Source organism: Stenotrophomonas sp. TWI587 (genome assembly GCF_039674145.1).
In the GTDB taxonomy this organism is placed as follows: domain Bacteria; phylum Pseudomonadota; class Gammaproteobacteria; order Xanthomonadales; family Xanthomonadaceae; genus Stenotrophomonas; species Stenotrophomonas maltophilia_AY.
The window spans coordinates 347,097-371,499 of the sequence record NZ_JBDJMW010000003.1 but is presented as its reverse complement, the minus strand read 5'-3'; the positions used below and the strand labels follow the sequence as shown (position 1 = coordinate 371,499).

Annotated in this window: 24 protein-coding genes; 16 read left to right on the top strand and 8 right to left on the bottom strand. The window is 65.9% G+C overall.

What is annotated here, in order from left to right:
* Positions 1-39: 39 nt before the first annotated feature.
* From ABE464_RS07325 to ABE464_RS07305, 5 genes are all read left to right on the top strand, one after another.
* Positions 40-1,446 carry an amidohydrolase gene (locus ABE464_RS07325; RefSeq protein ID WP_346471396.1) on the top strand — a complete coding sequence of 469 codons (1,407 nt, stop codon included), beginning with the start codon at positions 40-42 and terminating at the stop codon, positions 1,444-1,446.
* A complete protein-coding gene (locus tag ABE464_RS07320) occupies positions 1,443-2,723 on the top strand; it encodes an amidohydrolase family protein (RefSeq protein WP_346471395.1) in 1,281 nt (426 codons plus the stop codon). Before ABE464_RS07325 ends, ABE464_RS07320 begins: the two co-directional genes overlap by 4 nt.
* Positions 2,724-2,796: 73 nt before the next feature.
* Complete coding sequence (locus ABE464_RS07315) at positions 2,797-3,429, top strand: DsbA family protein (protein WP_346471444.1); 633 nt, start codon at positions 2,797-2,799, stop codon at positions 3,427-3,429.
* Between the two features lie 88 nt (positions 3,430-3,517).
* On the top strand, positions 3,518-4,462 hold the full coding sequence (locus ABE464_RS07310) for a DegV family protein (RefSeq protein WP_346471394.1): 945 nt from the start codon (positions 3,518-3,520) through the stop codon (positions 4,460-4,462).
* Positions 4,463-4,574: 112 nt separating this feature from the next.
* Positions 4,575-4,910 carry a hypothetical protein gene (locus ABE464_RS07305; RefSeq protein ID WP_123730213.1) on the top strand — a complete coding sequence of 112 codons (336 nt, stop codon included), beginning with the start codon at positions 4,575-4,577 and terminating at the stop codon, positions 4,908-4,910.
* Between the two features lie 129 nt (positions 4,911-5,039).
* On the opposite strand, the gene fghA is transcribed toward ABE464_RS07305, so the two are convergent.
* From fghA to ABE464_RS07275, 6 genes are all read right to left on the bottom strand, one after another.
* Positions 5,040-5,870, bottom strand: a complete 831-nt coding sequence (fghA, locus tag ABE464_RS07300) for an S-formylglutathione hydrolase (protein ID WP_346471393.1) — start codon at positions 5,868-5,870, stop codon at positions 5,040-5,042.
* Positions 5,871-5,918: 48 nt separating this feature from the next.
* Positions 5,919-7,028 carry an S-(hydroxymethyl)glutathione dehydrogenase/class III alcohol dehydrogenase gene (locus ABE464_RS07295; protein WP_102788236.1) on the bottom strand — a complete coding sequence of 370 codons (1,110 nt, stop codon included), beginning with the start codon at positions 7,026-7,028 and terminating at the stop codon, positions 5,919-5,921.
* 55 nt (positions 7,029-7,083) lie between these two features.
* Positions 7,084-7,359, bottom strand: a complete 276-nt coding sequence (locus ABE464_RS07290) for a metal/formaldehyde-sensitive transcriptional repressor (RefSeq protein ID WP_088432391.1) — start codon at positions 7,357-7,359, stop codon at positions 7,084-7,086.
* A gap of 87 nt (positions 7,360-7,446) precedes the next feature.
* Positions 7,447-7,824 (bottom strand): hypothetical protein, encoded by a 378-nt coding sequence (locus tag ABE464_RS07285; protein ID WP_346471392.1) that lies wholly within the window; start codon positions 7,822-7,824, stop codon positions 7,447-7,449.
* 97 nt (positions 7,825-7,921) lie between these two features.
* On the bottom strand, positions 7,922-8,308 hold the full coding sequence (locus ABE464_RS07280; RefSeq protein WP_346471391.1) for a hypothetical protein: 387 nt from the start codon (positions 8,306-8,308) through the stop codon (positions 7,922-7,924).
* 125 nt (positions 8,309-8,433) lie between these two features.
* Positions 8,434-9,318: a LysR family transcriptional regulator gene (locus tag ABE464_RS07275; protein ID WP_346471390.1), complete on the bottom strand. Its 885-nt coding sequence runs from the start codon at positions 9,316-9,318 to the stop codon at positions 8,434-8,436.
* 107 nt (positions 9,319-9,425) lie between these two features.
* Between ABE464_RS07275 and ABE464_RS07270 the strand changes: the two genes are divergently transcribed.
* Entirely contained in the window at positions 9,426-10,484 is a 1,059-nt protein-coding gene (locus ABE464_RS07270) for an NAD(P)-dependent alcohol dehydrogenase (protein WP_313209118.1), read from the top strand.
* Between the two features lie 520 nt (positions 10,485-11,004).
* Positions 11,005-12,246 (top strand): RHS repeat-associated core domain-containing protein, encoded by a 1,242-nt coding sequence (locus ABE464_RS07265; RefSeq protein WP_346471389.1) that lies wholly within the window; start codon positions 11,005-11,007, stop codon positions 12,244-12,246.
* A 237-nt stretch (positions 12,247-12,483) separates the two neighbouring features.
* Here ABE464_RS07265 and ABE464_RS07260 read toward each other — a convergent pair whose 3' ends face one another.
* Positions 12,484-13,848 carry a glutamate--cysteine ligase gene (locus tag ABE464_RS07260; RefSeq protein WP_346471388.1) on the bottom strand — a complete coding sequence of 455 codons (1,365 nt, stop codon included), beginning with the start codon at positions 13,846-13,848 and terminating at the stop codon, positions 12,484-12,486.
* Positions 13,849-14,011: 163 nt separating this feature from the next.
* Between ABE464_RS07260 and ABE464_RS07255 the strand changes: the two genes are divergently transcribed.
* The 3 genes from ABE464_RS07255 to ABE464_RS07245 all read left to right on the top strand — a co-directional run bounded on the left by ABE464_RS07255 (position 14,012) and on the right by ABE464_RS07245 (position 16,621).
* On the top strand, positions 14,012-14,710 hold the full coding sequence (locus ABE464_RS07255) for a VIT family protein (RefSeq protein WP_346471387.1): 699 nt from the start codon (positions 14,012-14,014) through the stop codon (positions 14,708-14,710).
* Positions 14,711-14,713: 3 nt separating this feature from the next.
* On the top strand, positions 14,714-15,547 hold the full coding sequence (locus ABE464_RS07250; RefSeq protein WP_346471386.1) for a helix-turn-helix domain-containing protein: 834 nt from the start codon (positions 14,714-14,716) through the stop codon (positions 15,545-15,547).
* Positions 15,548-15,643: 96 nt separating this feature from the next.
* Complete coding sequence (locus tag ABE464_RS07245; protein ID WP_346471385.1) at positions 15,644-16,621, top strand: MBL fold metallo-hydrolase; 978 nt, start codon at positions 15,644-15,646, stop codon at positions 16,619-16,621.
* A 67-nt stretch (positions 16,622-16,688) separates the two neighbouring features.
* On the opposite strand, the gene yihA is transcribed toward ABE464_RS07245, so the two are convergent.
* Positions 16,689-17,312: a ribosome biogenesis GTP-binding protein YihA/YsxC gene (yihA, locus tag ABE464_RS07240; RefSeq protein ID WP_346471384.1), complete on the bottom strand. Its 624-nt coding sequence runs from the start codon at positions 17,310-17,312 to the stop codon at positions 16,689-16,691.
* A gap of 155 nt (positions 17,313-17,467) precedes the next feature.
* On the opposite strand from yihA, the gene ABE464_RS07235 reads away from it, so the two are divergent.
* The 6 genes from ABE464_RS07235 (at position 17,468) to betB (ending at position 24,384) form a co-directional block, all read left to right on the top strand.
* Complete coding sequence (locus tag ABE464_RS07235) at positions 17,468-18,265, top strand: c-type cytochrome (protein WP_346471383.1); 798 nt, start codon at positions 17,468-17,470, stop codon at positions 18,263-18,265.
* A 129-nt stretch (positions 18,266-18,394) separates the two neighbouring features.
* Positions 18,395-19,039 carry a thiol:disulfide interchange protein DsbA/DsbL gene (locus tag ABE464_RS07230; RefSeq protein WP_346471382.1) on the top strand — a complete coding sequence of 215 codons (645 nt, stop codon included), beginning with the start codon at positions 18,395-18,397 and terminating at the stop codon, positions 19,037-19,039.
* Positions 19,040-19,161: 122 nt separating this feature from the next.
* Positions 19,162-19,989 carry a thiol:disulfide interchange protein DsbA/DsbL gene (locus ABE464_RS07225; RefSeq protein WP_346471381.1) on the top strand — a complete coding sequence of 276 codons (828 nt, stop codon included), beginning with the start codon at positions 19,162-19,164 and terminating at the stop codon, positions 19,987-19,989.
* A gap of 20 nt (positions 19,990-20,009) precedes the next feature.
* The gene (locus ABE464_RS07220) at positions 20,010-20,777 is read left to right on the top strand and encodes an endonuclease/exonuclease/phosphatase family protein (RefSeq protein ID WP_346471379.1); all 768 of its coding nucleotides are present in this window, start codon (positions 20,010-20,012) and stop codon (positions 20,775-20,777) included.
* Between the two features lie 120 nt (positions 20,778-20,897).
* On the top strand, positions 20,898-22,877 hold the full coding sequence (gene betT, locus ABE464_RS07215) for a choline BCCT transporter BetT (protein ID WP_346471378.1): 1,980 nt from the start codon (positions 20,898-20,900) through the stop codon (positions 22,875-22,877).
* Between the two features lie 34 nt (positions 22,878-22,911).
* Positions 22,912-24,384: a betaine-aldehyde dehydrogenase gene (gene betB / locus ABE464_RS07210; RefSeq protein WP_346471377.1), complete on the top strand. Its 1,473-nt coding sequence runs from the start codon at positions 22,912-22,914 to the stop codon at positions 24,382-24,384.
* Positions 24,385-24,403: the final 19 nt, after the last annotated feature.

Below are 24,403 nucleotides of genomic sequence, written 5' to 3'. Positions count from 1 at the left end.
GCGTCGAGGAATTGTGTCCATGCGGCTTCGGGGAGAACCATGCATAAGTTGTTGAGCGTCGGCGTTGGCCTGGCGTTGATGTCGATCGTGTCCGCGCCCGCGCCCGCCGCGTCGCGGTTCATCCAGGATCCCTATCCCAGCACCTACGCGCCGATCGCCTCGGCGCCGGTACTGATCAGCAACGCCACGGTGCTCACCGGCACCGGCGTGCGCCTGGACAACGCCGATGTGCTGTTGCAGGGCGGCCGCATCGCAGCAGTCGGCACCGGCCTGAGTGCACCGGCCGATGCGGTCCGCGTCGACGGCCAGGGCAAGTGGGTCACGCCCGGCATCATCGATGTGCACTCGCACCTGGGCGTGTATCCCAGCCCGGGCGTCAGTGCGCACAGCGACGGTAACGAGATGACCGCACCGGTCACTGCCAATGTCTGGGCCGAGCACTCGGTATGGCCGCAGGATCCCGGCTTTGCCGCGGCACTGGCCGGTGGCGTGACCTCGATGCAGGTGCTGCCCGGCTCGGCCAATCTGGTCGGTGGCCGCGGGGTGACGCTGAAGAACGTGCCCGCAACGACCTACCAGGCCATGAAGTTCCCCGGCGCGCCATGGGGCCTGAAGATGGCCTGCGGCGAGAACCCCAAGCGCGTCTACGGCGGCAAGGGCACCGCGCCGGGCACGCGCATGGGCAATGTCGCCGGTTACCGCGCGGCCTTCATCGATGCCAGCGAGTACATCGCCAAGAACACCCCCAAGCAGCCAAAGAAAAAGCGCTGGTTCAGTGGCGATGACAAGGGCGACAGCGCCGGCGACAGCGGCGGCAAGCGCGATCTCAAGCTGGATACGCTGGCCGGCGCCATCCAGGGCGACATCCGCGTGCACATTCACTGCTACCGCGCCGATGAGATGGCTACGATGCTGGATCTCTCCAAGGAATTCGGCTTCAAGATCGCCGCCTTCCATCACGCGGTGGAGGCCTACAAGCTGGCTGACCGGCTCGCCGAGGAAGGCGTGTGTGGTGCGCTGTGGGCCGACTGGTGGGGCTTCAAGATGGAGGCCTTCGATGGCATCCAGGACAACATCGCCCTGGTCGACCGCCCCGCCAACAGCTGCGCGATCGTGCATTCGGATTCGCCCGAGGGGATCCAGCGCTTGAACCAGGAGGCGGCCAAGGTGATCGCCAACGCACGCCGCGCTGGCATCGAGATCGCCCCGGAGCGCGCCATGATGTGGCTCACCTCCAACGCGGCGCGCTCGCTGGGTGTGGAGAAGCAGACCGGCAGCCTGGAGGCCGGCAAGATGGGTGACGTGGTGGTCTGGAACGGCAGTCCCTTCAGTTCCTACGCACTGGCCGAAAAGGTTTACGTCGATGGTCACCAGGTCTATGACCGCCAGGACGTGAGGCGGCAGCCGCTGTCGGACTTCATGCTCGGCCAGGAGGCACGCCCATGAGCCGCCGCGTCTCGATGCGTCTGCTTCCGCAGGCCCTGCTGTTGATTGCCGGTGCCTGCGTGGCCCCTTCCCTGTTGGCGCAGGATCTGCTGATCCGCAACGCCACGGTGCACACCGCCGCCGCACGCGGCAGCCTGACGCACAGCGATGTGCTGGTCCAGGGCGGCGTGATCCGCGCCGTCGGCCCCGGCCTGTCCGCACCCGCCGGCGTAGCGGTGGTCGAGGCCGCGGGCAAGCCGCTCACCCCGGCGCTGTTCGGCGGCATCACCGATATCGGCATCGAGGAAGTCTCGGGCGAATCAGCCACGGTGGACAGCTCGCTCAAGCTGGAAGACCAGCCGCTGCGTCCGGAATTCGATGTGACCCTCGCCTTCAATCCTGACTCGGTGCTGATCCCGGTCGCGCGGCTGGATGGCATCGGCTTCACCATGCTCGGAGCGAACACCGGCGGCGGCTTCATCGCCGGCCAGGGCGGTGTGATGCGGCTGGACGGCAGCGCCGATCCGGTCGGCCCGCACGCGTTGTTCATCCGCCTCGGCGCGTCCGGCGCCGAGCTGACCGGCAGCTCGCGTGCCGCCCAGTGGATGCTGCTGGAACAGATGGTCAGCGAGGCGCGTGGGCGCGTTCCGGCGGACTCTCCGCATGCGCTGCTGACGCCTGCCGGTCGCGCCACGCTGGCGCGCTACCTGGCCGGCCAGGGCCGCATCGTGGTGCAGGTCGACCGTGCGGCGGACATCCGCCAACTGCTGCGCTGGACCGCCCGCGAGAAGGTCAAGATCGCCATCGCCGGCGGTGCAGAGGCGTGGCGCCTGGCCCCGCAGCTGGCGCAGGCCGGCGTGCCGGTGTTCGTTGATGGGCTGGGCAACCTGCCGAGCAGCTTCGACCAGCTTGGCGCCACCCTGCAGAACGCCGCGCGGCTGAAGGCGGCGGGCGTGCCGGTCAGCTTCGCCCAGCGCGATGATGCCTCACACAACGCGCGCAAGATGCGCCAGCTGGCCGGCAATGCGGTGGCCAACGGATTGGCCTGGGACGATGGCCTGGCAGGCCTGACCCGGGTGCCGGCGCAAGCGTTGGGCGTCGGCGACCGGCTTGGCACCATCGAGCCAGGCAAGCTGGCCGATCTGGTCCTGTGGGAGGGCGACCCGCTGGATGTCGGGCACTATGCCGAGCAGGTCTGGCTGGGGGGCCGCGCCATGCCGATGCGGTCGCGCCAGACCGAGCTGCGCGACCGCTACCAGGCACCAGCCTCCACCGAACCGCGTGCATACTCGCGCTGAGCCTGTGCACAGGGCCGCTGCCTGCGGCGGCCCTGCCATCTGCATCACTGCCTCCCTGCAACGTGAGCACCCGATCATGGCCCTGCGCTGGTACTTCGATTTCGTCTCACCGTTCGCCTACCTGCACTGGCAGCAGCTCAAGGCGCTGCCGCAGTTCAAAAGCATCGTTCCGGTACCGATCGCCTTCGGCGCGGTGCTACATCACCTCGGCAACCTGGGCCCGGCCGAGATTCCCGCCAAACGGCTGTTCACCTATCGGCAGGCGCTGTGGCAGGCCCGAAGCGCCGGGGTGACGCTGCGCTTTCCGCCGGGCCACCCGTTCAATCCGCTGGCGGCGCTGCGCCTGTGTCTGGCCGCCGGGGCCACCCACGAAACGGTCGACATCCTGTTCAACTGGATCTGGCGCGATGGTCACGCCGGCGACAGTGCCGCCGCGCTTGCCCTGCCCGGCGCGATGCTGGACATCGGCGATGTCGCTGCGGCGATCAGCGAGCCGTCGGTCAAAGAAGCACTGCGGCGAAATACCGATGCCGCCTTGGCCGCTGGCGTGTTCGGCGTACCGACGCTGGCGATCGGCAGCGAGCTGTTCTGGGGCAACGATGCCCATCCGCTGATGCAGGCGGTGCTGGCCGAGCCAGGCCTGCTCGGGCAGGGCGAATGGGCCCGGATCAAGGACCTGCCGGTGGCGGTCGAGCGAAGCCGCTGAGGTCGGCCGCCTCCCCGGTCAGGCAAAACATCTCGTTTTGAGATAGCGTTCACGTTTCCGAACCTACAACCTGCCGGAGGGGCACAGGATGCGCATCGGAATCGTGGTCGACTCTGCGTGCGATCTGCCGCAGGATTTCATTGAACAACACAACATCGTGCTGCTGCCGATCACCGTCCGCATTGGCGAGGCCGTGCTGGCCGACCATCGCGACGAACAGGCGACACTGAGCTTTCTGCATGCCCATGTGGCCGAGCATGGCGCCGAGGCGGAGACCATCCCCTTCAGCGTCAACCAGATCCGAGACCTGTTCCTGGGCAAGCTGGTGATCGATTACGACCATGTGTTCTGCATGACGATCACCAAGACCCGCAGCCCGATCCACGACAACGCGATGCAGGCCAGCTTCGCGATCCTCAACGATTACAAGCCGGTGCGGCAGGCGGCGGGCTTCAACTCGCCGTTCGCACTGCGCGTGCTCGACACCCAGAACCTGTTCGCTGCCCAAGGCGTCACCGCGGTGGAGGCGGTGCGCCTGCGCGACAGCGGCGCGAGCGTGCAGCAGATCCGCGAGCGGCTGGAGCTGCTGGCGCACAACGTGCACGGCTACATGATCACCCGCGATCTGTACTACATGCGCGCCCGTGCGCGGCACAAGGGTGACCGCAGCGTGGGCCTGATCAGTGCGGCATTGGGCAGTGCGCTGGACATCAAGCCGGTGCTGCATGGCTACCGCGGCGAGACCGGACCGGTAGCCAAGATCAAGGGCTTCGACAACGCGGTGCAGAAGCTGTTCGATTTCGTCGGCCAGCGGGTCAAGCGCGGCCTGATGACGCCAACGGTGTGCATCAGCTACGGCGGTGAGCTGGCCGACCTGCAGGCCCTGCCTGGCTACGCGACGTTGCGCGAGACCTGCCAGGCCCATGGCGTGGCTGTGTTCGAGGCGGTGATGAGCCTTACCGGCATGGTCAACGTGGGCAAGGGCGCAGTGACGATCGGGTTTGCTGACGAGCCGCATACCTTCAGCGGCTGACGGCACAGCTCAGCTTCGCAGCGGCCATGCCACGATCCCGGCATGGCCGCCGGTTCTGCACGCGGATTCCACCGCGTCTCTGCCAGCCTTGCCACATTCAAAGGAGGTAACCATGCCAAGTTATGACATCAGCCTGCCGGACCCGGCCAAGGCACGCGGCAACGATCCGGATCTGTCCTTCCACGCCCAGGGCGCGGCGGGCCTGGCCGAGGAACTTCAGAACGCCCTGCGCACCACGGTGCTGTTCGACCGTTGGCGTGCCAAGCAGGACGACCCGGATGCCGTTGACCCGCAGTGGGGCGCGACCGATCCGTCCGCCACCGTCACCGGCGCGCAGGACGATCTGCGCATCAATCTGGTCGCCACCACCAGCATCGACAGCGATGTGTTCAAGCAGCGCCTGCGCATGCTGGCCGGCAGTCACTGGGAACTGCGCAACGTGCGTTGAGCTGATCGCGTCGTGCTGGCTGGCCGGTACGACGCGAACACCGCTGAACCAGCGTCCTGCCCCGGCGGACGTCACCCCGGATGCTGGAAACGCCAGGCCGCTACCCAGCGGGTGGCTAGACGGTATGCCTCAGGCGTACAAGGCTTTGGCGTGGTGCGCGATGTGCTCGCCGATGAAGCTGCTGATGAAGTAGTAGCTGTGGTCGTAGCCGGGCTGCAGGCGCAGCGTCAGCGGATGACCGGCCGCAGTGCACGCCGCCTGCAGCCACTGCGGCTGCAACTGGTTGTCGAGGAACTCATCACCACTGCCCTGGTCGACCAGCAACGGCAGGCGCTCGGTAGCCGTGGCCACCAGCTCGCTGGCATCCCACGCCGCCCAGCGGGCGCGATCTTCGCCCAGATACGCGGTGAACGCCTTCTGGCCCCACGGCACGCGGGTCGGCGCGACGATCGGCGAAAACGCCGAGACGCTTTTGTAGCGCCCCGGATTCTTCAACGCGATCACCAGCGCACCATGCCCCCCCATCGAGTGGCCACTGATGCTGCGTGCACCCGTCGTCTGGAAATGCGCCTCGATCAACGCCGGCAGCTCCTCCACCACATAGTCGTACATGCGGTAGTGCGCCGCCCACGGCTGCTCGGTGGCGTTCAAATAGAAACCCGCCCCCTTGCCCAGGTCGTAGCCTTCGGCGTCGGCGACGTCATCGCCGCGCGGGCTGGTGTCCGGCGCGACCAGGATCACGCCATGTTCGGCGGCATAACGCTGCGCGCCGGCCTTGGTGATGAAGTTCTGTTCGTTGCAGGTCAGCCCGCTGAGCCAGTACAGCACCGGCAGCTTCTGCGTGGCGGCCTGCGGCGGCAGGTAGACAGCGACATTCATGTCACAGCCCAGCACCTGCGAGGTGTGGCGGTACACGTCCTGCCAGCCGCCGGAGGCGGCGCGATGTTCGATGCGTTCCATGATGGTTCTCCGTAGGGGCGGCGCAGACCACGCGCCGCCCGCAGTGACTCAGAAATGCACGACCGAGCGGATCGACTTGCCTTCATGCATCAGATCGAACGCGTCGTTGATCTCGTCCAGGCCCATCGTGTGGGTCACGAACGGCGCCAGTTCGATGTCGCCCTTCATGGCGTCTTCGACCATGCCCGGCAGCTGGCTGCGGCCCTTGACGCCACCGAAGGCGGTGCCCTTCCAGGAGCGCCCGGTGACCAGCTGGAACGGACGGGTCGAGATTTCCTGACCCGAGCCGGCCACACCGATCACCACCGACTGGCCCCAGCCACGGTGCGCGCATTCCAGCGCCGCACGCATCACGTTGACGTTGCCGATGCACTCGAAGGTATGGTCCACGCCCCAGGTGGTCATCTCCACGATGACCTGCTGGATCGGCTTGTCATGGTCCTTCGGGTTGATGCAGTCGGTCGCACCGAACTGCTTGGCCAGTTCGAACTTGGACGGGTTGGTATCGATCGCGAAGATACGGCCGGCCTTGGCCTGGCGCGCGCCCTGGATGACCGCCAGGCCGATACCGCCCAGCCCGAACACCGCAACGGAATCGCCTTCCTGCACCTTGGCGGTGTTGTGCACCGCACCGATGCCGGTGGTCACGCCACAGCCGAGCAGGCACACGTGCTCCGGATTGGCCTCCGGGTTGATCTTGGCCAGCGAGACTTCGGCCACCACGGTGTACTCGCTGAAGGTCGAGCAGCCCATGTAGTGGTAGATCGGCTCACCGTTGTAGCTGAAGCGGGTGGTGCCATCGGGCATCACGCCCTTGCCCTGGGTGGCACGCACGGCCACGCACAGGTTGGTCTTTCCGCTCTTGCAGAACAGGCACTCGCCGCACTCGGCGGTGTACAGCGGGATAACGTGGTCGCCCGGCTTGACGCTGGTGACGCCCTCGCCCACTTCGACCACGATGCCCGCGCCTTCATGGCCGAGTACGGCCGGGAACAGGCCTTCCGGATCATCGCCGGACAGGGTGAACGCATCGGTGTGGCAGACGCCGGTGTGGGTGATCTTGACCAGCACTTCGCCCTTCTGCGGCGGGGCGACGTCGATCTCGACGATCTTCAGCGGTTCGCCAGCGGCGAAGGCAACGGCAGCACGGGATTTCATGGGGAGCACTCCAAGGCAGGGAACAGAATGTGACAGCACGCGGTCGTCCGCGCACTCATTTGAGGTAGGACCGGATCAGCATGCTCATCTCGCGCACGCGCTCGTCGCGCTGCGCATCGGATTGGGCCGGCTGTCCGAACTCTTCGCGCAGATGCGCCTCCATCACTTCGGACATCAGCCCGTTGACGGCACCGCGGATCGCGGCGATCTGCTGCAGCACCGGTGCGCACTCGGCCCCGGCTTCCAGCGCGCGGTCGAGCGCATCGCACTGGCCACGGATCCGACGGACCCGGGCGAGAACGCGCTTTTTTTCCTGCGGTGAATGGGGCACGGGGCAAAGGCCAATTAACTATACTGGGGGTGAGTATACAGCATCCAGGAAATTACCCCTCTGCGGCAGGTTCTGCGCCAAGGCTGATCAGGGCTGATGATCCGGGAGTCGGCGGCGGCGTGCCAGATAGATGCGGCCGGCAACCAACACCGCAAATGCCACTACCGCGGTCTGAACGAGCGGATCCGGCGCGATGGTCGACTGGGGCCAGAACGCAAGCCGCACCGCCAGCACCGCAAAACACACCAACGCCAGCAACGCGAACGCCTTTGCAACACGGGCGGAGAATGGGGCGGCAAGCAACGGGGCCGCCACCAGCAGCAACCCGGCTCCGCCACATGCCAATGCTGCGCGGCCCTCGATGACATTCCCCGTCGCTGCAATGGTCAGGATCAGCACCCCGTAAATCGCAAAGGCAACACCGCCAACCATCGCCAGAATGTTCACGAACCGTCGCTTGCGCATCCATTTCACCGTTGATCAGCACCGGTCATGGACCAACGCCGGATGTGGACGGATACCTCTGAGCCGATGCGAAGTGCGCGCGCAGCACAGACGTTCCTCAGTGCTTTCGCGCACGGCCCTCGTTTCGCCACGCCAGCACCACCCGGACCACCAGCAGAACGGCGAATGCCACCACCGCGCTTTTGATCAGTGGCACCGATGCCACACCCGCGCGTGGCCAGAACGCAATCCACATCAGAGCAGCCGCCAGGCCACTGTAGGCCAGCAGCAGCAACCACTTCGCGACACGCGTGGAAAAGGGCAACGCGACGGCGGGTGCCACGGCCAGGAGGCCGGCCGCCACCATGACAGCCTCACTCGCACTGGCCATCCCGGCGACGAGCATTGCCAGGCAGACCAGGACCAGCGTTCCAATGATGACGAAATAGGCCATCACCCAGGAAATGATCAGGTCGAACAGCTTTCGATAATGCATCCCTTCCACGTACCGCCTCCTTTTTTGGCATACCGCGATATCAGCATTGCGGGGCGAGAGCGAAACCGGCGCTCGTCGAAAACAGCCTACTCAACCGGGGCGCGCGTCACCAGTGCAGGCGCCTCCCAACAGCGCTACCCCCGCAGCAGATCAATGAACGCCCGCAGCGCCGACGACATCTGCCGCTGCCGCGGGTAGTACACCGCAAAGCCCGCGAACGGCTCGCTCCAGTCTTCCAGCACCGCGACCAGCCGGCCGTCATCCAGATACGGCCGCGCGGAATCCTCAAGCACATAGGCCAATCCCAGCCCATCGACCACCGCCTGCAGGATCGTGTTCTGATCGCCAAGCGTGAGCCGCCCGGGCACGTCGATCTCCAGCGCCTGGCCATCGCGTTCGAACTGCCACTTGTAGAGATGGCCGCTGGCGAAGCGGAAGCGCACGCACTCATGGTGATGCAGATCGCGGGGGTGCTGCGGTATCTCGCGCCCTGACAGATACGCCGGCGCGCCCACGATCAAGCCGCGCAGCGCCGGCCCCAGCGGCACGGCCACCATGTCTTCCGGCACCGATTCGTGCAGGCGTACACCGGCGTCATAACCGCCCGCGACGATATCCACCAGACCATCATCCTGAGCGAGCTCCAGGCGCACATCCGGATGGGCGAGCAGGAACTTCGCCAGCCGCGGACCCAACTGGGTCTGCACGGCGGCGCGGGTGGCGTTGATGCGCAACAGGCCAGCCGGTGCCGCACGGAAGTGATTCATTTCTTCCAGTGCGTCGTGCACCTGCCCAAGCGCGGGTTGCAGGCGCTCCAGCAGGCGCTGACCGGCTTCGGTGAGGGCCACGCTGCGGGTGGTGCGGTGGAACAGGCCCACGCCCAGGCGCTCTTCCAGCGCGCGGATCGCATAACTGACCGCCGAGGTGGACAGCGCCAGCTCAGCCCCGGCCTTGCGGAAGCTGCGGTGGCGGGCCACGGCGGCGAAGGCGGCCAGATGGGTCAGGTTGTCAGTGGCCATGATTATCCCGTTTCACTTGATGAATCATGCCGATATCCTGACTTTTTGTGCACGGGATCGGGGCGTATTGTAAAGCGCCTTTCTACAAACCTGCCAAGGATTCCCCCATGTCCCTCGCCCATGGTTATGCGGTGCACGACCAGACCGCGCCGCTGGTGCCGTTCTCCTTCGAACGCCGCCCGGCCGGTCCCGATGACGTGCGCATCGAGATTCTCTTCAGTGGCATCTGCCACTCCGATCTGCATCAGGCCCGTGACGACTGGGGTGGTTCCAAGTTCCCGATGGTGCCCGGCCACGAGATCATCGGCCGCGTGACCGAGGTCGGCGCCAACGTCACCGGCTTCAAGGTCGGCGATTTCGCCGGCGTCGGCTGCATGGTCGATTCCTGCCGCCACTGCGCGGCCTGCGATGAAGATCTGGAGCAGTACTGCGAGAAGGGCGCGACCTTCACCTACAACAGCACCGAGCGCGAGAGCGGCCAGCCGACCTTCGGCGGCTACTCCGACCACATCGTGGTCGAGCAGCGCTTCGTGGTGAAGGTGTCCGAAACGCTCGACCTCAAGGCCGCCGCGCCGCTGCTGTGCGCTGGCATCACCACCTATTCGCCGCTGCGCCACTGGAAGGTCGGCCCCGGCCAGAAGGTCGGCGTGATCGGCCTCGGTGGCCTGGGCCACATGGGCGTGAAGTTCGCCAAGGCGATGGGCGCCACCGTGGTGATGATCACCACCACCCCGGAAAAGGGTGCCGACGCCAAGCGCCTGGGCGCCGATGAAGTGCTGGTCTCGCGTGATCCGGCGCAGATGAAGGCCCATGCGGGCAGCTTCGACTTCCTGCTCAACACCATCCCGGTCAGCCACGACACCAACCCGTACATGTCCCTGCTCAAGCGCGATGCCACCATGTGCCTGGTCGGCGTGCTGACCGAGCTGGATCCGCCGCTGATGGGCGCTTCGGTGATGTTCGGCCGCAAGCACATCACCGGCTCGGCGATCGGCGGCATGGCTGAGACGCAGGAAATGATGGACTTCTGTGCCGAGCACAACATCGTCAGCGACGTGGAAGTGATCGACATCAAGACCGTCAACGAGGCCTGGGAGCGCATGGCGAAGAACGATGTGCGGTACCGCTTCGTCATCGACATGGGCACGCTGGAAAAGGCGGCCTGATCCTTCCACAGGTTCAAGTGAAACATCCCGGAGACACCGCAATACTGTTCGTCTGAGAGGAGCAGTCTTGACACCGAACGGATGATGGGATTTGGAGATCTTCACCGTCCTCGGCGTAGTTGGCCGAGGACGGTGCCCCAGGAGCGCCCCCTCTCCGATCGGAGCTGTGACACCTAGCTGCCGGTTGCCAAGATGCGATCTTCCCATTGTCATCTTCCGCTGACGCGTCGCCACTGGCCTCGCCACTGCTCCCTGGCCCGACTCCCTTGGCGCTTGGCGCTTCTCGCACGATCCGACCCGCCATGGCACCTTTGGCCTTGCTGAAGCAGTTCAGCCACAGGCCTCTCATTGCTGTGCTATCAATGGCACGCCTTGCTTCAAGGCTCTTTCAGGGATTGGAAGGATGCGCAGATTCGGTGGAAGTGCTGGCGGCACGTTTGCTCTCCGCAGAGAAGTGGAGAATTTCTTTCGGAAGCTGAGTGTCGTGGGCGCATGGCTCTGCTGTGTGCTACTGGTCAGCATGACCCTTGTGCCATCTGCACGCGCTCAGACCGTCACCTATATCCATACCGATGCACTCGGTTCGGTCGTTGCCGAATCTGATGCCAATGGCAACGTGATCAAACGCTACGACTATGAGCCCTATGGCGCTGTTGTGGGCGGACAGGTCACGGATGGACCGGGATATACGGGGCATGTGAGCGATGCGGCCACGGGGCTCAGCTACATGCAGCAGCGGTACATGGATCCGCAGTTGGGCAGGTTCCTGTCGGTGGACCCTGTGACGGCGTATGACCAGCCGGTGGGGCAATTCAATCGATACCGATATGCGAACGGCAACCCATATCGCTTTACTGACCCAGATGGGCGTCAAGCGTTGGGAGCACCAAGGGATTTCTACAATCCTGTAACAGCTGAGCAAGCCCAGCAGATTCTCCCAGTGGTTGCCGACTTCACGCCGGTCCTGGGGGACGTCAAAGGTATCGTTGAGGCAATCCAAGCTCCAACACCTGCGAACATTGCCGGGGCGGCAATTGGTCTGATTCCATTGGCCGGTGACGCCGGAAAGGCAGTGTTGAAGCACGGTGACGAAGCCGCGCAACTAGGACGAAAGGTCGCCAGCCAGCAGAAGGCTTCTGGAACCATCTATGTCGATTCCAAGGGAAACGCGATCCCGACACCTCCAGGCGGAAGAATTGAAGGATCTCCAGATGGCCGCTTCGTTCAAGCGAAAGGCCCCGACGGCCAGCCTACTGGAGTGCGTATTGATGGAGGACATAAACCATCAACCCATCCCGATCCCCGAGCGCAGCAGCCGCATGGCCATGTGCCAGGTGTAACCAATGCCGATGGAACCCCTTGGCTTCCCGTAAAGCAATCAGTAAGGAGTGCGTGGAACATGGATAGCGAGGCAGAACTCATCCAGATGACGAGGCTTGTCAGAGAATTTGCACTCGGCGCTGTCAACGCCCAGAGCTTCATCGACACGTACTCTAATTTTTACTACTACGAGGCGTTGGACGGCCACGAGGTTTCAAGTGCAATACATGCGGAAGATAGGGTTCGGCTAGGTCCGGCTATCGAATTGCATCGCCGAATCCAAGAGGAAGTCGTGAACAGGATTTCGGTTGATCCGGAGTTTTCATTCGAAGCATTGAAGACGGCAGGGCGACTGACGGCCTCTGAAGCGCGGGAGCTCGCGCTCGAGATCTGTACAGACGTCGGAATTGAAGCTGTCTTGTCGGCGGTAAGGCCTGCCTGACTGGATGGCTGGGCCTGACGGCAGCAACATGATCTGGAACTGACACGTCTGCCTGTCGTGGGGCCACGCAAAGAGCGTGCCGTTCTCCCGTAAGGCCTCGGGCGGACTCTGCCCTCCCCTGAGTTCGTAACGTCCAGGTGGCGTCGAAAATTCCCGACCTTGGTCGTAAGGTGTCACGTGGAAAAACGGCGCTCACCCGGACCGGGCGAGCGCCGTTCTTCCACGGTGGTTTTGCGATCAGTACGCAAATTCCTTGAACACTGGATCGATGTTGCCGCCCCACTCGCCGTGGAAGAGCGCCAGCTTGCGGTCGGCCGGGGTCAACTCGGAATCGACGATCTCCTGCAGCACCTCCAGGAACTTGCTTTCGTCCTGACCGTCGGCATTGCGCGCGGCGCGACGCTTGAGCCCGGCTACCGCGATCTTCAACGCTTCGCGTGACAGATCCAGCACGGTGCCGTTGCGGAACGGCAGCTTCAAGCCATGCTTCGGCACGCCATCGCGCAGAACGTTGCGCTCAACCAGGCTGAAATCGCGGACCAGATCCCACGCGGCATCGAGTGCGGCATCGTCATACAGCAGGCCTACCCAGAACGCGGGCAGCGCGCACAGGCGGCTCCACGGGCCGGCATCGGCGCCGCGCATTTCCAGGTACTTCTTCAGGCGCACTTCCGGGAAGGCGGTGGTCATGTGGTCGGACCAGTCGCGCAGCGTGGGCAGCTGGCCCGGCAGCACCGGCAGCTTACCGACCATGAAATCGCGGAAGCTCTGGCCGCTGGCATCGTGGTACTTGCCATCGCGGTAAGAGAAGTACATCGGCACATCGAGCAGGTAATCCACGTAACGCTCGTAACCGAAACCGTCTTCGAACACGAAGTCGAGCATGCCGGTGCGATCGTTGTCGGTGTCGGTCCAGATGTGCGAGCGGTAGCTCTGGTAGCCGTTCGGCGCGCCCTCGGTGAACGGTGAATCGGCGAACAGCGCGGTGGCGATCGGCTGCAGCGCCAGCGACACGCGGAACTTCTTCACCATGTCCGCTTCAGTGGCGTAATCCAGGTTGACCTGCACCGTGCAGGTGCGTGTCATCATGTCCAAGCCGAGCGTGCCGACCTTGGGCATGTACTCGCGCATGATCTTGTAGCGGCCCTTGGGCATCCACGGCATCTCATCGCGGGTCCACTTCGGCTGGAAACCCATGCCGAGGAAGCCCAGCTGCAGTTCGCCGGCGACCTGCGCCACTTCATTGAGATGGGTGCCGGTTTCCACGCAGGTCTGGTGGATGGTTTCCAGTGCCGCGCCGGACAACTCCAGCTGGCCGGCCGGCTCCAGCGTCACCGAGGCGTTGTCGCGCAGCAGCGCGATGGTGCGGCCCTCTTCCTGCACCGGATCCCAGCCGAAGCGGGTCAGGCCGTTGAGCAGCGCTTCGATGCCGCGGTCACCGTCGAAGGTGGGCGGGCGCAGGTCATCCAGGCGGAAGCCGAACTTCTCGTGCTCGGTGCCGATGCGCCACTGCGCCTGGGGCTTTTCGCCGGAGGCCAACGTGGCGACCAGTTCATTACGGTCGGTGATCGGCGTCTCGGCGACGTGGCTGGGGCTCGACAAGGGGAGGCTCGCAGAATTCTGGTCAGGGCGGGGATGTGGGGTTCACGCCCCCGCATCGCAAGGGCGCACTATATCGTGGCGTCCCCTGCCGTCGTGTCACCGTGACGGTTTTCAGCATCCTACTGGCATGGGCTTGACGCTGCCCTGGCCCTAAACTGACCCCATGAGCCGATCCCGACATCCGGAAGTCCATCGCTCCGACCGTGTCGGTTGGCTGCGCGCCGCCGTGCTCGGCGCCAATGACGGCATCGTCTCGGTGGCTGGCCTGGTGGTCGGCATCGCTGCCAGCGGCGCCTCGGCCTCGACGATCCTGGCCACCGGCATCGCCGGGACCGTGGCCGGCGCGATGTCGATGGCCGCGGGTGAGTATGTCTCGGTGCAGTCCCAGGCCGACACCGAGAGGGCCGACCTGGCAGTGGAGAAGCGCGAACTGCACGAAGACCCGCACAGCGAGCTGGAAGAGCTGGCCGCGATTTACCGCCATCGTGGGCTGAGTCCCGAGCTGGCACATGAAGTGGCCACCCAGCTCACCGCGCATGACGCACTGGGTGCGCACGCCCGCGATGAGCTGGGCATCACCGAGGAGCTGCGCGCGCGCCCGATGCAGGCGGCCATGGCCTCGGCCGGCGCCTTCGTCAGTGGCGCCGCGTTGCCGGTGCTGACCGCCCTGCTCGCGCCGCATGCTCTCGTCGGCCAGGCCACCACCGTGGTGACGCTGCTGGGGCTGTGCCTGACCGGCACCCTGGCCGCGCACGCCGGCGGCGCCTCGCGCGTGCGTGGCGCGCTGCGCGTGACCTTCTGGGGCGCGATCGCGATGGCCGCCGCCGCACTGGTCGGCCAGCTGTTCAACGTGGCAGGCTGAGTCATGTCCGCACCCATTGATACCACCAGCTCGCTGCTGGCGACCCTGGCCAGCCTGACCGACTGCCAGCGCGCGGATGGCTACGCCTGCATCACTGCGCGCCGCGAGCATGGCGCCTCGTCGGTGGAGATTCCGCAGCCACAGTTCGCGATCCTGCTGCAGGGTCGCAAGCAGGTGCGCACCGCGCAGCAGTCGCTGGAATTCGCGCCGGGCGATCTGTTCCTGATCACCCGGCGCTGCCGCATCGATGTGGTCAACATCCCCGATCCGCACAGCGGCCTCTATCTCAGCGCGATCGTGCCGATGTGCGCCGAGGCGCTCACGGCCGCCCGGGCGCTGTGGAACGAACCACTGCCCGAAGCCGGTGATGCACTGGCCAGGCTGCCGCTGGCCGAGCATAGCGCAACCCTGCTGCAGTGGCGGCAGGCGCTGGAACAGGGTCACTACACCGAAGCACGCCTGGCCTTGGCCTCGCTTGCCGTGGCGTTCTGCCGGCGCGGGCACGGCAGCCTGCTGGTTCCACCCGAACCCAGCCTGGGGGAACGCATCCGCGATCTGATCGCTGCCCAGCCCGAGCGCGATTGGCAGTCACGCGATTTCGAAGCGCAGCTGGGCCTCAGCGGTGCCACGCTGCGCCGGCGCTTGGCCAGCGAACACTCCAGCGTGCGCGAACTGATCACCGATGCGCGGCTCGCGCATGCGATGGGCCTGCTCTACACCACCCGGCTGCCGTTGAAGACCGTGGCCGCGCGCGTGGGCTACCGCTCGCTGGGCAGCTTCAACAAGCGCTTCGCCGAACGTTACGGGCTGGAACCGGCGGCGATCGGCAACAGCTGAGCGCGAGCGGATCGCGCGGCATTCTGAGCGGAACGCAGCGAACAGGACGCGCAGCATGGAGGCACCGCGGCGCTGCCGCCCTGTCCGGAATCTGTCATGCCCTTCCCCCGCGTCCGCACGCTCGCCGCCGCCATGCTGTTGGCCGTTGTCGCCAGCCCCGCACTGGCCACCACCACGCACAGCCCGCGCGAGCAGGTCCCCGGCGTGTATCACCAGACCATCGGCACGCTGCAGGTCACCGCGTTGTTCGATGGCACTGTCGCGTTGGGTCGGCAGCAGCTGGTCGGGATCGCCCCCGGCGCGGTCACCCGCCTGCTCGATCACCGCTACGTACCCGAAGATGGCAAAGGCCTGCAGACGGCGGTCAATGCGTACCTCGTGCAGCAGGGTGATCACCTGACGCTGGTCGACACGGGTACTGCGCAGTGCTTTGGCCCCGGACTTGGCCAGGTACTCGGCAACCTGCGCAAGGCCGGCTACGACCCGGCCGAGGTGGATGATGTCGTGCTGACCCACGCCCACCCGGATCATCTGTGTGGCCTGCTTGATGCGAAGGACACGGTTGCCTATCCCAATGCCACGGTGTGGCTGTCGGCCGCCGATGCCGCCTACTGGCTGGACCCGGCCAGCGAAGCGACCGCGCCGCAGGACGTGCGCTTTGCCTTCGCGTTGGCGCGCAAAGCGGTGGCGCCGTATGAGGCGAGCGGGAAACTGAAGCGCTTTGCACTTGGCGACACATTGCCCGCGGGCATCACCGCGCTGGACAGCCATGGTCATACGGCCGGCCATGTGTCGTACCAGATCGATGGCGGCGCCGGCCAGCAGTTGCTGGTGTGGGGCGACCTCGTGCATTACCACGCGGTGCAGTTCGCGCAGCCGCAGGCATCATTCGAAGCGGACAGCGATCGCGTGGCGGCGATCGCCAGCCGGCGCCGGATGATGGCGCAGGCGGCGGATCAGGGCTGGTGGGTCGCGGGCGCACATCTGCCCTTCCCGGGGCTGGGGCATGTGCGTCGCGAAGGCGAGGCATTCGCCTGGGTGCCGGGCGAATTCGCGCCGTTGCCGGCGAAATGATGGGCGCCGGCCAGCGGCCGGCACTACCGGCGTCGCGCGGTCCGTTGGACCGCCGCGACGTCCAGGATCAGGCCGCTTCCGGCGCCGGCTTGTTCAGGCCCAGCCAGCCGCCGATGATCCCGCGGGCTTCATCCACGCCCTGACGGGCGGGGCCGGAGAAGGTCTGCACGCTGACGGTATCGCCGAAGGAGGATTGCAGTTCCTTGCGCACCTTCTGCAGGGCGATGCCCTGCTGGCCACGGCCGAGCTTGTCGGCCTTGGTCAGCAGCGCGTGCGCCGGCAGGCCGCGCTGCACGGCATAGGCAAGCATCTGGCGGTCGTAGTCCTTCAGCGGGTGACGGATGTCCATCACCACCACCAGGCCACGCAGGGCCTCGCGGGTACGGAAGTACTGGTCGATGAAGGCCTGCCAGTGCGCCTGCAGATCCAGCGGGACCTTGGCGTAGCCGTACCCGGGCAGATCGACCAGCTTGGCCTCCGGGGTGACCTCGAAGAACACCAGCTGCTGGGTGCGGCCGGGGGTCTTGGAGACCCGGGCCAGGCTGTTCTGGCGGGTCAGGGCGTTGAGGGCACTGGACTTGCCAGCGTTTGAGCGACCGGCAAAGGCGACTTCCGCGCCCACGTCGTCCGGCAATTGCCGGGTGTTGTGGGCCGAAAGCAGGTATTGGGCGCGTTCGAGGAGCAATGACATGGGTATAGGATCGCATGTCCGGGCCCGATCCGCGCTGCCCGCGCTCGGTTTTGCTGCACCCTGCGTTGACCGTGGCGTGAAACGGCGTTGATAATCGGGCGATCCCCGTGGTTGCGGTCCCGCAACCGCCAGGCCGGTCCACACGGAGCTTCCGCATGCGCCATGCTCGCGTTCTTGCCGTTTCCGCACTTGCTGTCTCGCTGCTCGCCGCCGTTGCCGTTGCCCAGACCTCGATCACGCCCCTGCCGGACAACGGGCCGATCAAGACCGCGTCGCTGGAGGTCGATTTCAGCAAAACCACCTGGGGCGACCCCAAGGCCGGGCAGACCAAGGCGGCCGCCTGTGCGGCCTGCCACTCGGCCGATGGCAATTCCACGGTGGAGATGTACCCGAGCATCGCCGGCCAGAGCGAGCGCTACAGCGCCCAGCAGATGGCCCTGATCGCCAATGGCCAGCGCACCTCCGGCGCTTCGGCGGCAATGGTGCCGTTCGTGCAGGACCTCACCCCGCAGGACATGCGCGACATCGGCGCCTACTTCGCCACCCAGAAGGCCACCGCCGGCATCGCCGACGATGGCGCGGTGACCGAAGGTCCGTACGCCGGCAAGAAGTTCTTCGAGATCGGCCAGCAGCTGTACCGCGGCGGCGATGCCGAGCGCGGGATTCCGGCCTGCATGGCCTGCCACGGCCCGACCGGTGCCGGCAACCCGGGCCCGGCCTACCCGCATATCAGTGGCCAGCATTCGGCGTATGTCGCGCGCCGGCTGCAGGAGTACCAGGCCGGGACCACCCAGGAAACCGACAAGGCCCACTTCCAGATCATGGCCACGATCGCCAAGTCGTTGACCGAGCAGGAGATCCAGGCCTTGGCCAGCTACCTGCAGGGCCTGCACAACCGTGCCGATGACGTCGCCGCCGCGGCTACCGTCGCCGGCGCCACGCAGGCGCCGTAACCACCGCCCACACCGCAGCGCATCCCCTTGGTCGGATGACAGATGCGGCCGCCGTGGCTGGCGGGGTATGTTCACTGCCACGCTGGCGACTGGGCCGGCGTCGTTTTTTCTGTATGGAGATGGATGTAGATGACGTTGATGCCCCGCCTGATGTTGTTGCTGCTGGCCCTGAGCCCGTTGAGCACCCTCGCTGCCACCCCCACGCCGCTGGTGGAGGGCAGGGATTACGACCGCATCGCCGCTGCCGGCCCGTTCGCGCCGCTGGCCGGCAAGATCGAAGTCGTGGAGATGTTCGGTTACACCTGCCCACACTGCGCGCACTTCGAGCCGCAGCTGGAAGCCTGGGCCGCCAAGCTGCCCAAGGATGTCCGCTTCACCCCGGTGCCGGCCGCTTTCGGTGGCGTATGGGATTCGTTTGCCCGCGCCTACTACGCTGCCGATCAGCTGGGCGTTGCCAAGCGCAGCCACCGCGCGATGTTCGATGCGCTGCATGAGAAGGGCTCGCTGCCCATGCAGAACGTCTCACCGGACGAACTGGCCGCGTTCTACCAGGGCTTCGGCGTAGCGCCGCCGCAGTACATCGCCGCGCTCAAGAGCGATGCGGTGGACGCCAAGGTCAAGGCTGCCCGCGCGTTCGCCCTTCGCACCAAGGTGCCGGGCACGCCGACGCTGATCGTCAACGGCGTGTACCTGGTCAAGGGCGACTCGTTCGAGTCGATGCTGCGCAATGCAGATGCCCTGATCGCCCGCGCGCGCAGCGGCAAAGCGCTCTAACAGCGCTCGCTGAACCATCACGCACCGTACACGCGGGACGCTCGTTTCCGCGTGTCATCATGCTTCCCTGGCCGGTGCTCACCGCATCGGCCCCACCATGCTCATCCGCTGGAGATGCCTCGATGAAGACCCGTTTCGCCATTACGCTCATGGCCCTGCTGCCGATCCTGGCCGCCTGCAAGGCCCAGGACGGTACCGCCAACACCACCGCCCCGGCCGAACCGGCCACCCCGGCCAGCGCCGCGGCTACTGAAACGGCGACCCCGACCGAGCAGGCCCCGGCCGCCAGCGGTGAGACCGCCGCTGCCGAAACCGCTGCCGCCGAAGCCACCACCCCGGCGCCGGCCCCGGCCTCTTCGCGCCCGACCGGCCCGGAGCCCGTTGCCGGCACCGACTATGTGGTGATCGAGAACGGCCAGCCGTTCCAGCCCGCAGCAGGCAAGATCGAAGTCGCTGAGATCTTCGGTTACGTCTGCCCGGCCTGCGCCGCGTTCCAGCCGCTGATCGGACCGTGGAAGGCCGGCCTGCCGAGCGATGTGAACTTCGTCTATGTACCGGCCATGTTCGGCGGCACCTGGGATGACTACGGCCGCGCGTTCTACGCGGCACAGAGCATGGGCCTGCAGGAAAAGACCCACGAAGCGCTGTACGCCGCCATCCACGCCGAGCAGAGCCTGAAGGGCGAGCGCGGTCGCGATTCGGTCGAGGACATCGCCAACTTCTACGCCAAGCACGGTGCCGACCCGAAGCAGTTCGCCGCCACCATGGGCAGCTTCGCGATCAACGCCAAGACCAACTCGGCCAAGCAGTTCGCCCAGCGCAGCAAGATTTCGGGCACCCCGTCGGTGATCGTCAATGGCAAGTATCTGGTCAAGGGCAAGAGCTTCCCGGACATGCTGCGCATCGCCGATCACCTGATTGCACGCGAACGCGCCGGCAAAGCCAACTGATCCTGGCATAGCGAACCGTCGTGAATTCCCCCCACACGCGGACCCTGCGCCTGCTGACGGCCAATATCCAGGCCGGTTCGAGCACCCGCCGCTACAGTGACTATGTGACCCGCAGCTGGTCCCATGCACTGCCGGCCGGGCGTAAACGAACCAGCCTGGATGCCATCGCGCAGATGGCCCGCGAACACGACATCGTCGGCCTGCAGGAGGCAGACCCTGGCAGCCTGCGCTCGGGCTTCACCAACCAGACCCACTATCTGGCCGAGCGCGCCGGCTTCAATTACTGGAGCCACCAGCCCAACCGCCGGATGGGCGGGGTGGCCTCCAGCGCCAACGGCCTGCTCAGCAAGCTCGAGCCGGTCGAGGTCCAGGACCACGCCCTGCCCGGCCGGATCGGCGGGCGCGGCGTGCTGCTGGCCAAGTTCGGTGAAGGCAGCCAAGGTCTGGCGGTCGCTGTAGCGCATCTGTCGTTGGGGACCAATTCGCGCATGTCGCAATTGGCCTTCATTGCCGATCTGCTCGCCGACCACCCCAACGCGGTGCTGATGGGCGACTTCAACTGCCTTGCCGAACGGCCGGAAATGCAGGTGCTGTACCAGAAGACCACGCTGCAACCGCCGGGCTGCGTGGTGCCGACCTTCCCCAGCTGGCGCCCGGACCGGGCAATCGACCACATTCTGCTCAGCGATGGTCTGCAGCAACGCAGCACCGAAGCCGTGCCCGCCGCGTTCTCCGATCATCTCGCGCTGGCAATGTCGATCGACGTCCCTACCAGCGCGCTGCGCTGAGCCATGCCCCACCCGCCGCCCTTGCGCGGCGGGCATCGTGAGCATCTAAACAGGCTGTCCACAGCGCCTGTGCGATAAATCCGCCGTCCGCCGGACCGGCACCAGAGTATCCCTCTCCCCATGAGTACCGTGGAGCCGCCTCTGCCCGAGGTGCGCACGCTTCGACCCGTGTTCCTGCTTGCCGCCACCCTCGTGGCGGCATTCGCCATTCTGGTCACCGTGTTTCCCATCGACGCCGGCGTCATGCTGCTCGACGCCCAGACCTGGGCCTCGCGCAATGTGGGCTGGTATTACCTGCTGGCGATGACCGTGTATCTGGTGTTCGTGGTCGGCGTGGCGCTGTCCGGCTATGGCAACGTCAAGCTGGGCGCAGACCATGACGAGCCGGAGTTCAGCTATCTGTCCTGGGCCGGCATGCTGTTCGCCGCCGGCATCAGCATCACCCTGTTCTTCTTCTGCGTCTCCGAGCCGCTGACGCACTACCTGCTGCCGCCGCAGGGTGGCACCGGCAGTGGCGAAGCCAGCGCGCGCCAGGCGATGCAGCTGCTGTTCCTGCATTGGGGGCTGCACGGCTGGGGCGTGTTCGCACTGGCCGCGATGGCGCTGGCCTACTTCGCCTACCGCCACAATCTTCCACTGGCGCTGCGCTCGGCGCTGTATCCGTTGATCGGCAAGCGCATCAACGGGCCGATCGGCTACACCGTGGATGCCCTGGGCATCGTGGCCACCGTGTTCGGCCTCGGCGCGGACATGGGCTTTGGCGTGCTGCATCTCAACGCGGGCCTGAACACCTTGTTCCCCGTGCCGCACGCGGCCTGGGTGCAGGTCGGGCTGATCGTGCTGATGATGGGCGCGGCGATCACTGTGGCCGTGTCCGGCGTGGAGAAGGGGGTGCGCTGGATGTCCAACATCAACATGCTGCTGGCGATCTCGCTGCTGCTGTTCATGCTGTTTGCCGGGCCCACCCAGTACCTGCTCAACGCCTTCATCCAGAACATGGGCGACTACCTGGGCAACGTGGTCGGCAAGAGTTTCGATGTGTACGCCTACGGCGGCCGCCCGGACTGGCTGGGCAACTGGACCGTGTTCTATTGGGCCTGGTGGATCGGCTGGGCACCGTTCGTGGGCCTGTTCATCGCGCGCATCTCGCGCGGCCGCACCATCCGCGAGTTCGTGCTCGGCGTGCTGCTGATTCCCCTCGGTTTCACCCTGGCGTGGCTGTCGATCTTCGGCAACAGTGCGCTGGATCAGATCCTGCACCACGACCAGGTGCACCTGGCGCAGATGGCGGTGGAGAATCCGCCAACCGTGCTGTACGCGCTGCTGGAAAGCTACCCGTGGAGCCGCACCGTCATCGCGGTCACGGTGATCGTCAGCTTCATCTTCTTCGTCACCTCGGCCGATTCCGGCACGGTGGTGCTGTCCACGCTGTCCTCGCAGGGCGGTAATCCGGAAGACGACGGCCCGCGCTGGCTGCGGGTGTTCTGGGGCGTGATGACCGGCCTGGTCACCGCTGGGCTGCTGCTGGCCGGCAGCATGGATGCACTCAAATCCGCGGTGGTGTTGGCCTCGCTGCCGTTCTCGGTGGTGTTGCTGCTGATGCTGTGGGGCCTGACCCGTGCGCTGGGCGAAGAGTCGCAGCGCAAGAAGGCCTCGCAATATTCGCCGATCCCGTTGATCGGGCAATCGCGGCACCAGCGCGGCTGGCGCCAGCGCATCACCCAGGCGGTGCATTTCCCGGTGCGCGACGAGGTGTACCGGTTCATGGACACCGACGTGAAACCGGCGATCGAAGCGGTCGCTTCGCAGCTGCTCGAGCAGGGCCTGGATGTGCAGACCAAGTTCGAACCGGGCCAGATGGAACTTACCGTGGATCACGGCGAGCAACAGGTCTTCACCTACCAGGTGATCATGCGCGGCTACCTCACGCCGTCGTTCGCCGCGCAGCGCTTCCGCAACCAGCGTTACTACCGCGCCGAAGTGCACCTCTATGAAGGTGGACAGGATTACGAGCTGTTCGGCTACAGCCGCCAGCAGATCATTAACGACATCATCGATCAGTACGAGCGTCACCTGCAGTTCCTGCATCTCACGCGTTGACGCACTGATCTCCCGCTGCAAAGGAGTCATCGACATGCCTACCCTCCCCGACCAGCTGCTGTACATTGGCGGCCGCTACGTTCCCTCCCAGGGCGGAAAGACCTTCGAGGTCATCAACCCGGCCAACGGCGAGCTGCTCGCCAATGTCCACAGCGCCAACAGCGACGATCTCGACGCTGCCGTGGAGAGTGCCCAGGCCGGCCAGAAAGTGTGGGCCGCACTGACCACGGTGGAGCGCTCACGCATCCTGCTGCGGGCGGTGGCGCTGCTGCGCGAGCGCAACGATGCCCTGGCCGAGCTGGAATCGCGCAACACCGGCAAGGCCCTGAGCGAGACGCTCAGCGTGGACGTGGTCACCGGCGCGGACGTGCTGGAGTACTACGCCGGCGTCATGCACGGGCTGGAAGGCAGCCAGGTGCCCCTGCGCGAGAGCAGCTTCTTCTACACCCGGCAGGAACCACTGGGCGTGGTCGGCGCGATCGGCGCCTGGAACTATCCGATCCAGATCGCACTGTGGAAGGCCGCCCCCGCGCTGGCCGCCGGCAACGCCATGATCTTCAAGCCCAGCGAAGTCACGCCGTTGACCGCGCTGAAGCTGGCAGAGATCTTCACCGAGGCCGGCCTGCCCGACGGCGTGTTCAACGTGTTGCCGGGCGATGGCGCCGGCGTCGGCTCGGCGCTGACCGAGCATCCCCTGATCGAGAAGATCTCCTTCACCGGCGGCACCGCGACCGGCCGCAAGGTGATGGCCAGCGCCTCCAGCTCCACGCTCAAGGACGTCACCATGGAGTTGGGTGGCAAGTCGCCGCTGATCATCTGCGAGGACGCGGATCTGGACCTGGCCGCCGACGTGGCGATGATGGCCAACTTCTACAGCTCCGGCCAGGTGTGCACCAACGGCACCCGCGTGTTCGTGCCGCGCGGCACGCTGGCCGCCTTCGAAGCCAAGCTGCTGGAGCGGGTCAAGCGCATCCGCATTGGTGACCCGCTGGCCAAGGACACCAACTTCGGCCCGCTGGTCAGCGCCGCGCACATGCAGCGCGTGCTTGAGCACATCGGCAGTGGCAAGGCCGAAGGTGCGCGACTGGTCTGCGGCGGCGAGCGGCTGACTGACGGCGCGCTGGGCAAGGGCTGTTATGTGGCACCGACCATCTTCAGCGATTGCCGCGATGACATGCGCATCGTGCGCGAAGAGATCTTCGGGCCGGTGATGAGCCTGCTCGCCTATGACGACGAAGACGAGGCCGTGCGCCGCGCCAACGACACCGATTACGGCCTGGCCGCCGGTGTGGTGACGCCGGATCTGGCCCGTGCGCATCGGGTGATCCACCAGCTCGAGGCCGGCATCTGCTGGGTCAACAGCTGGGGCGAGTCGCCTGCGCAGATGCCGGTGGGCGGCTACAAGCAGTCCGGCGTCGGCCGCGAAAACGGGCTCGCCACGCTGCGCGCCTACACCCGCACCAAATCCATCCAGATCGAGCTGGACCGCTACGCGTCGGTGTTCTGAACCGGCCTTACCCAGGAGA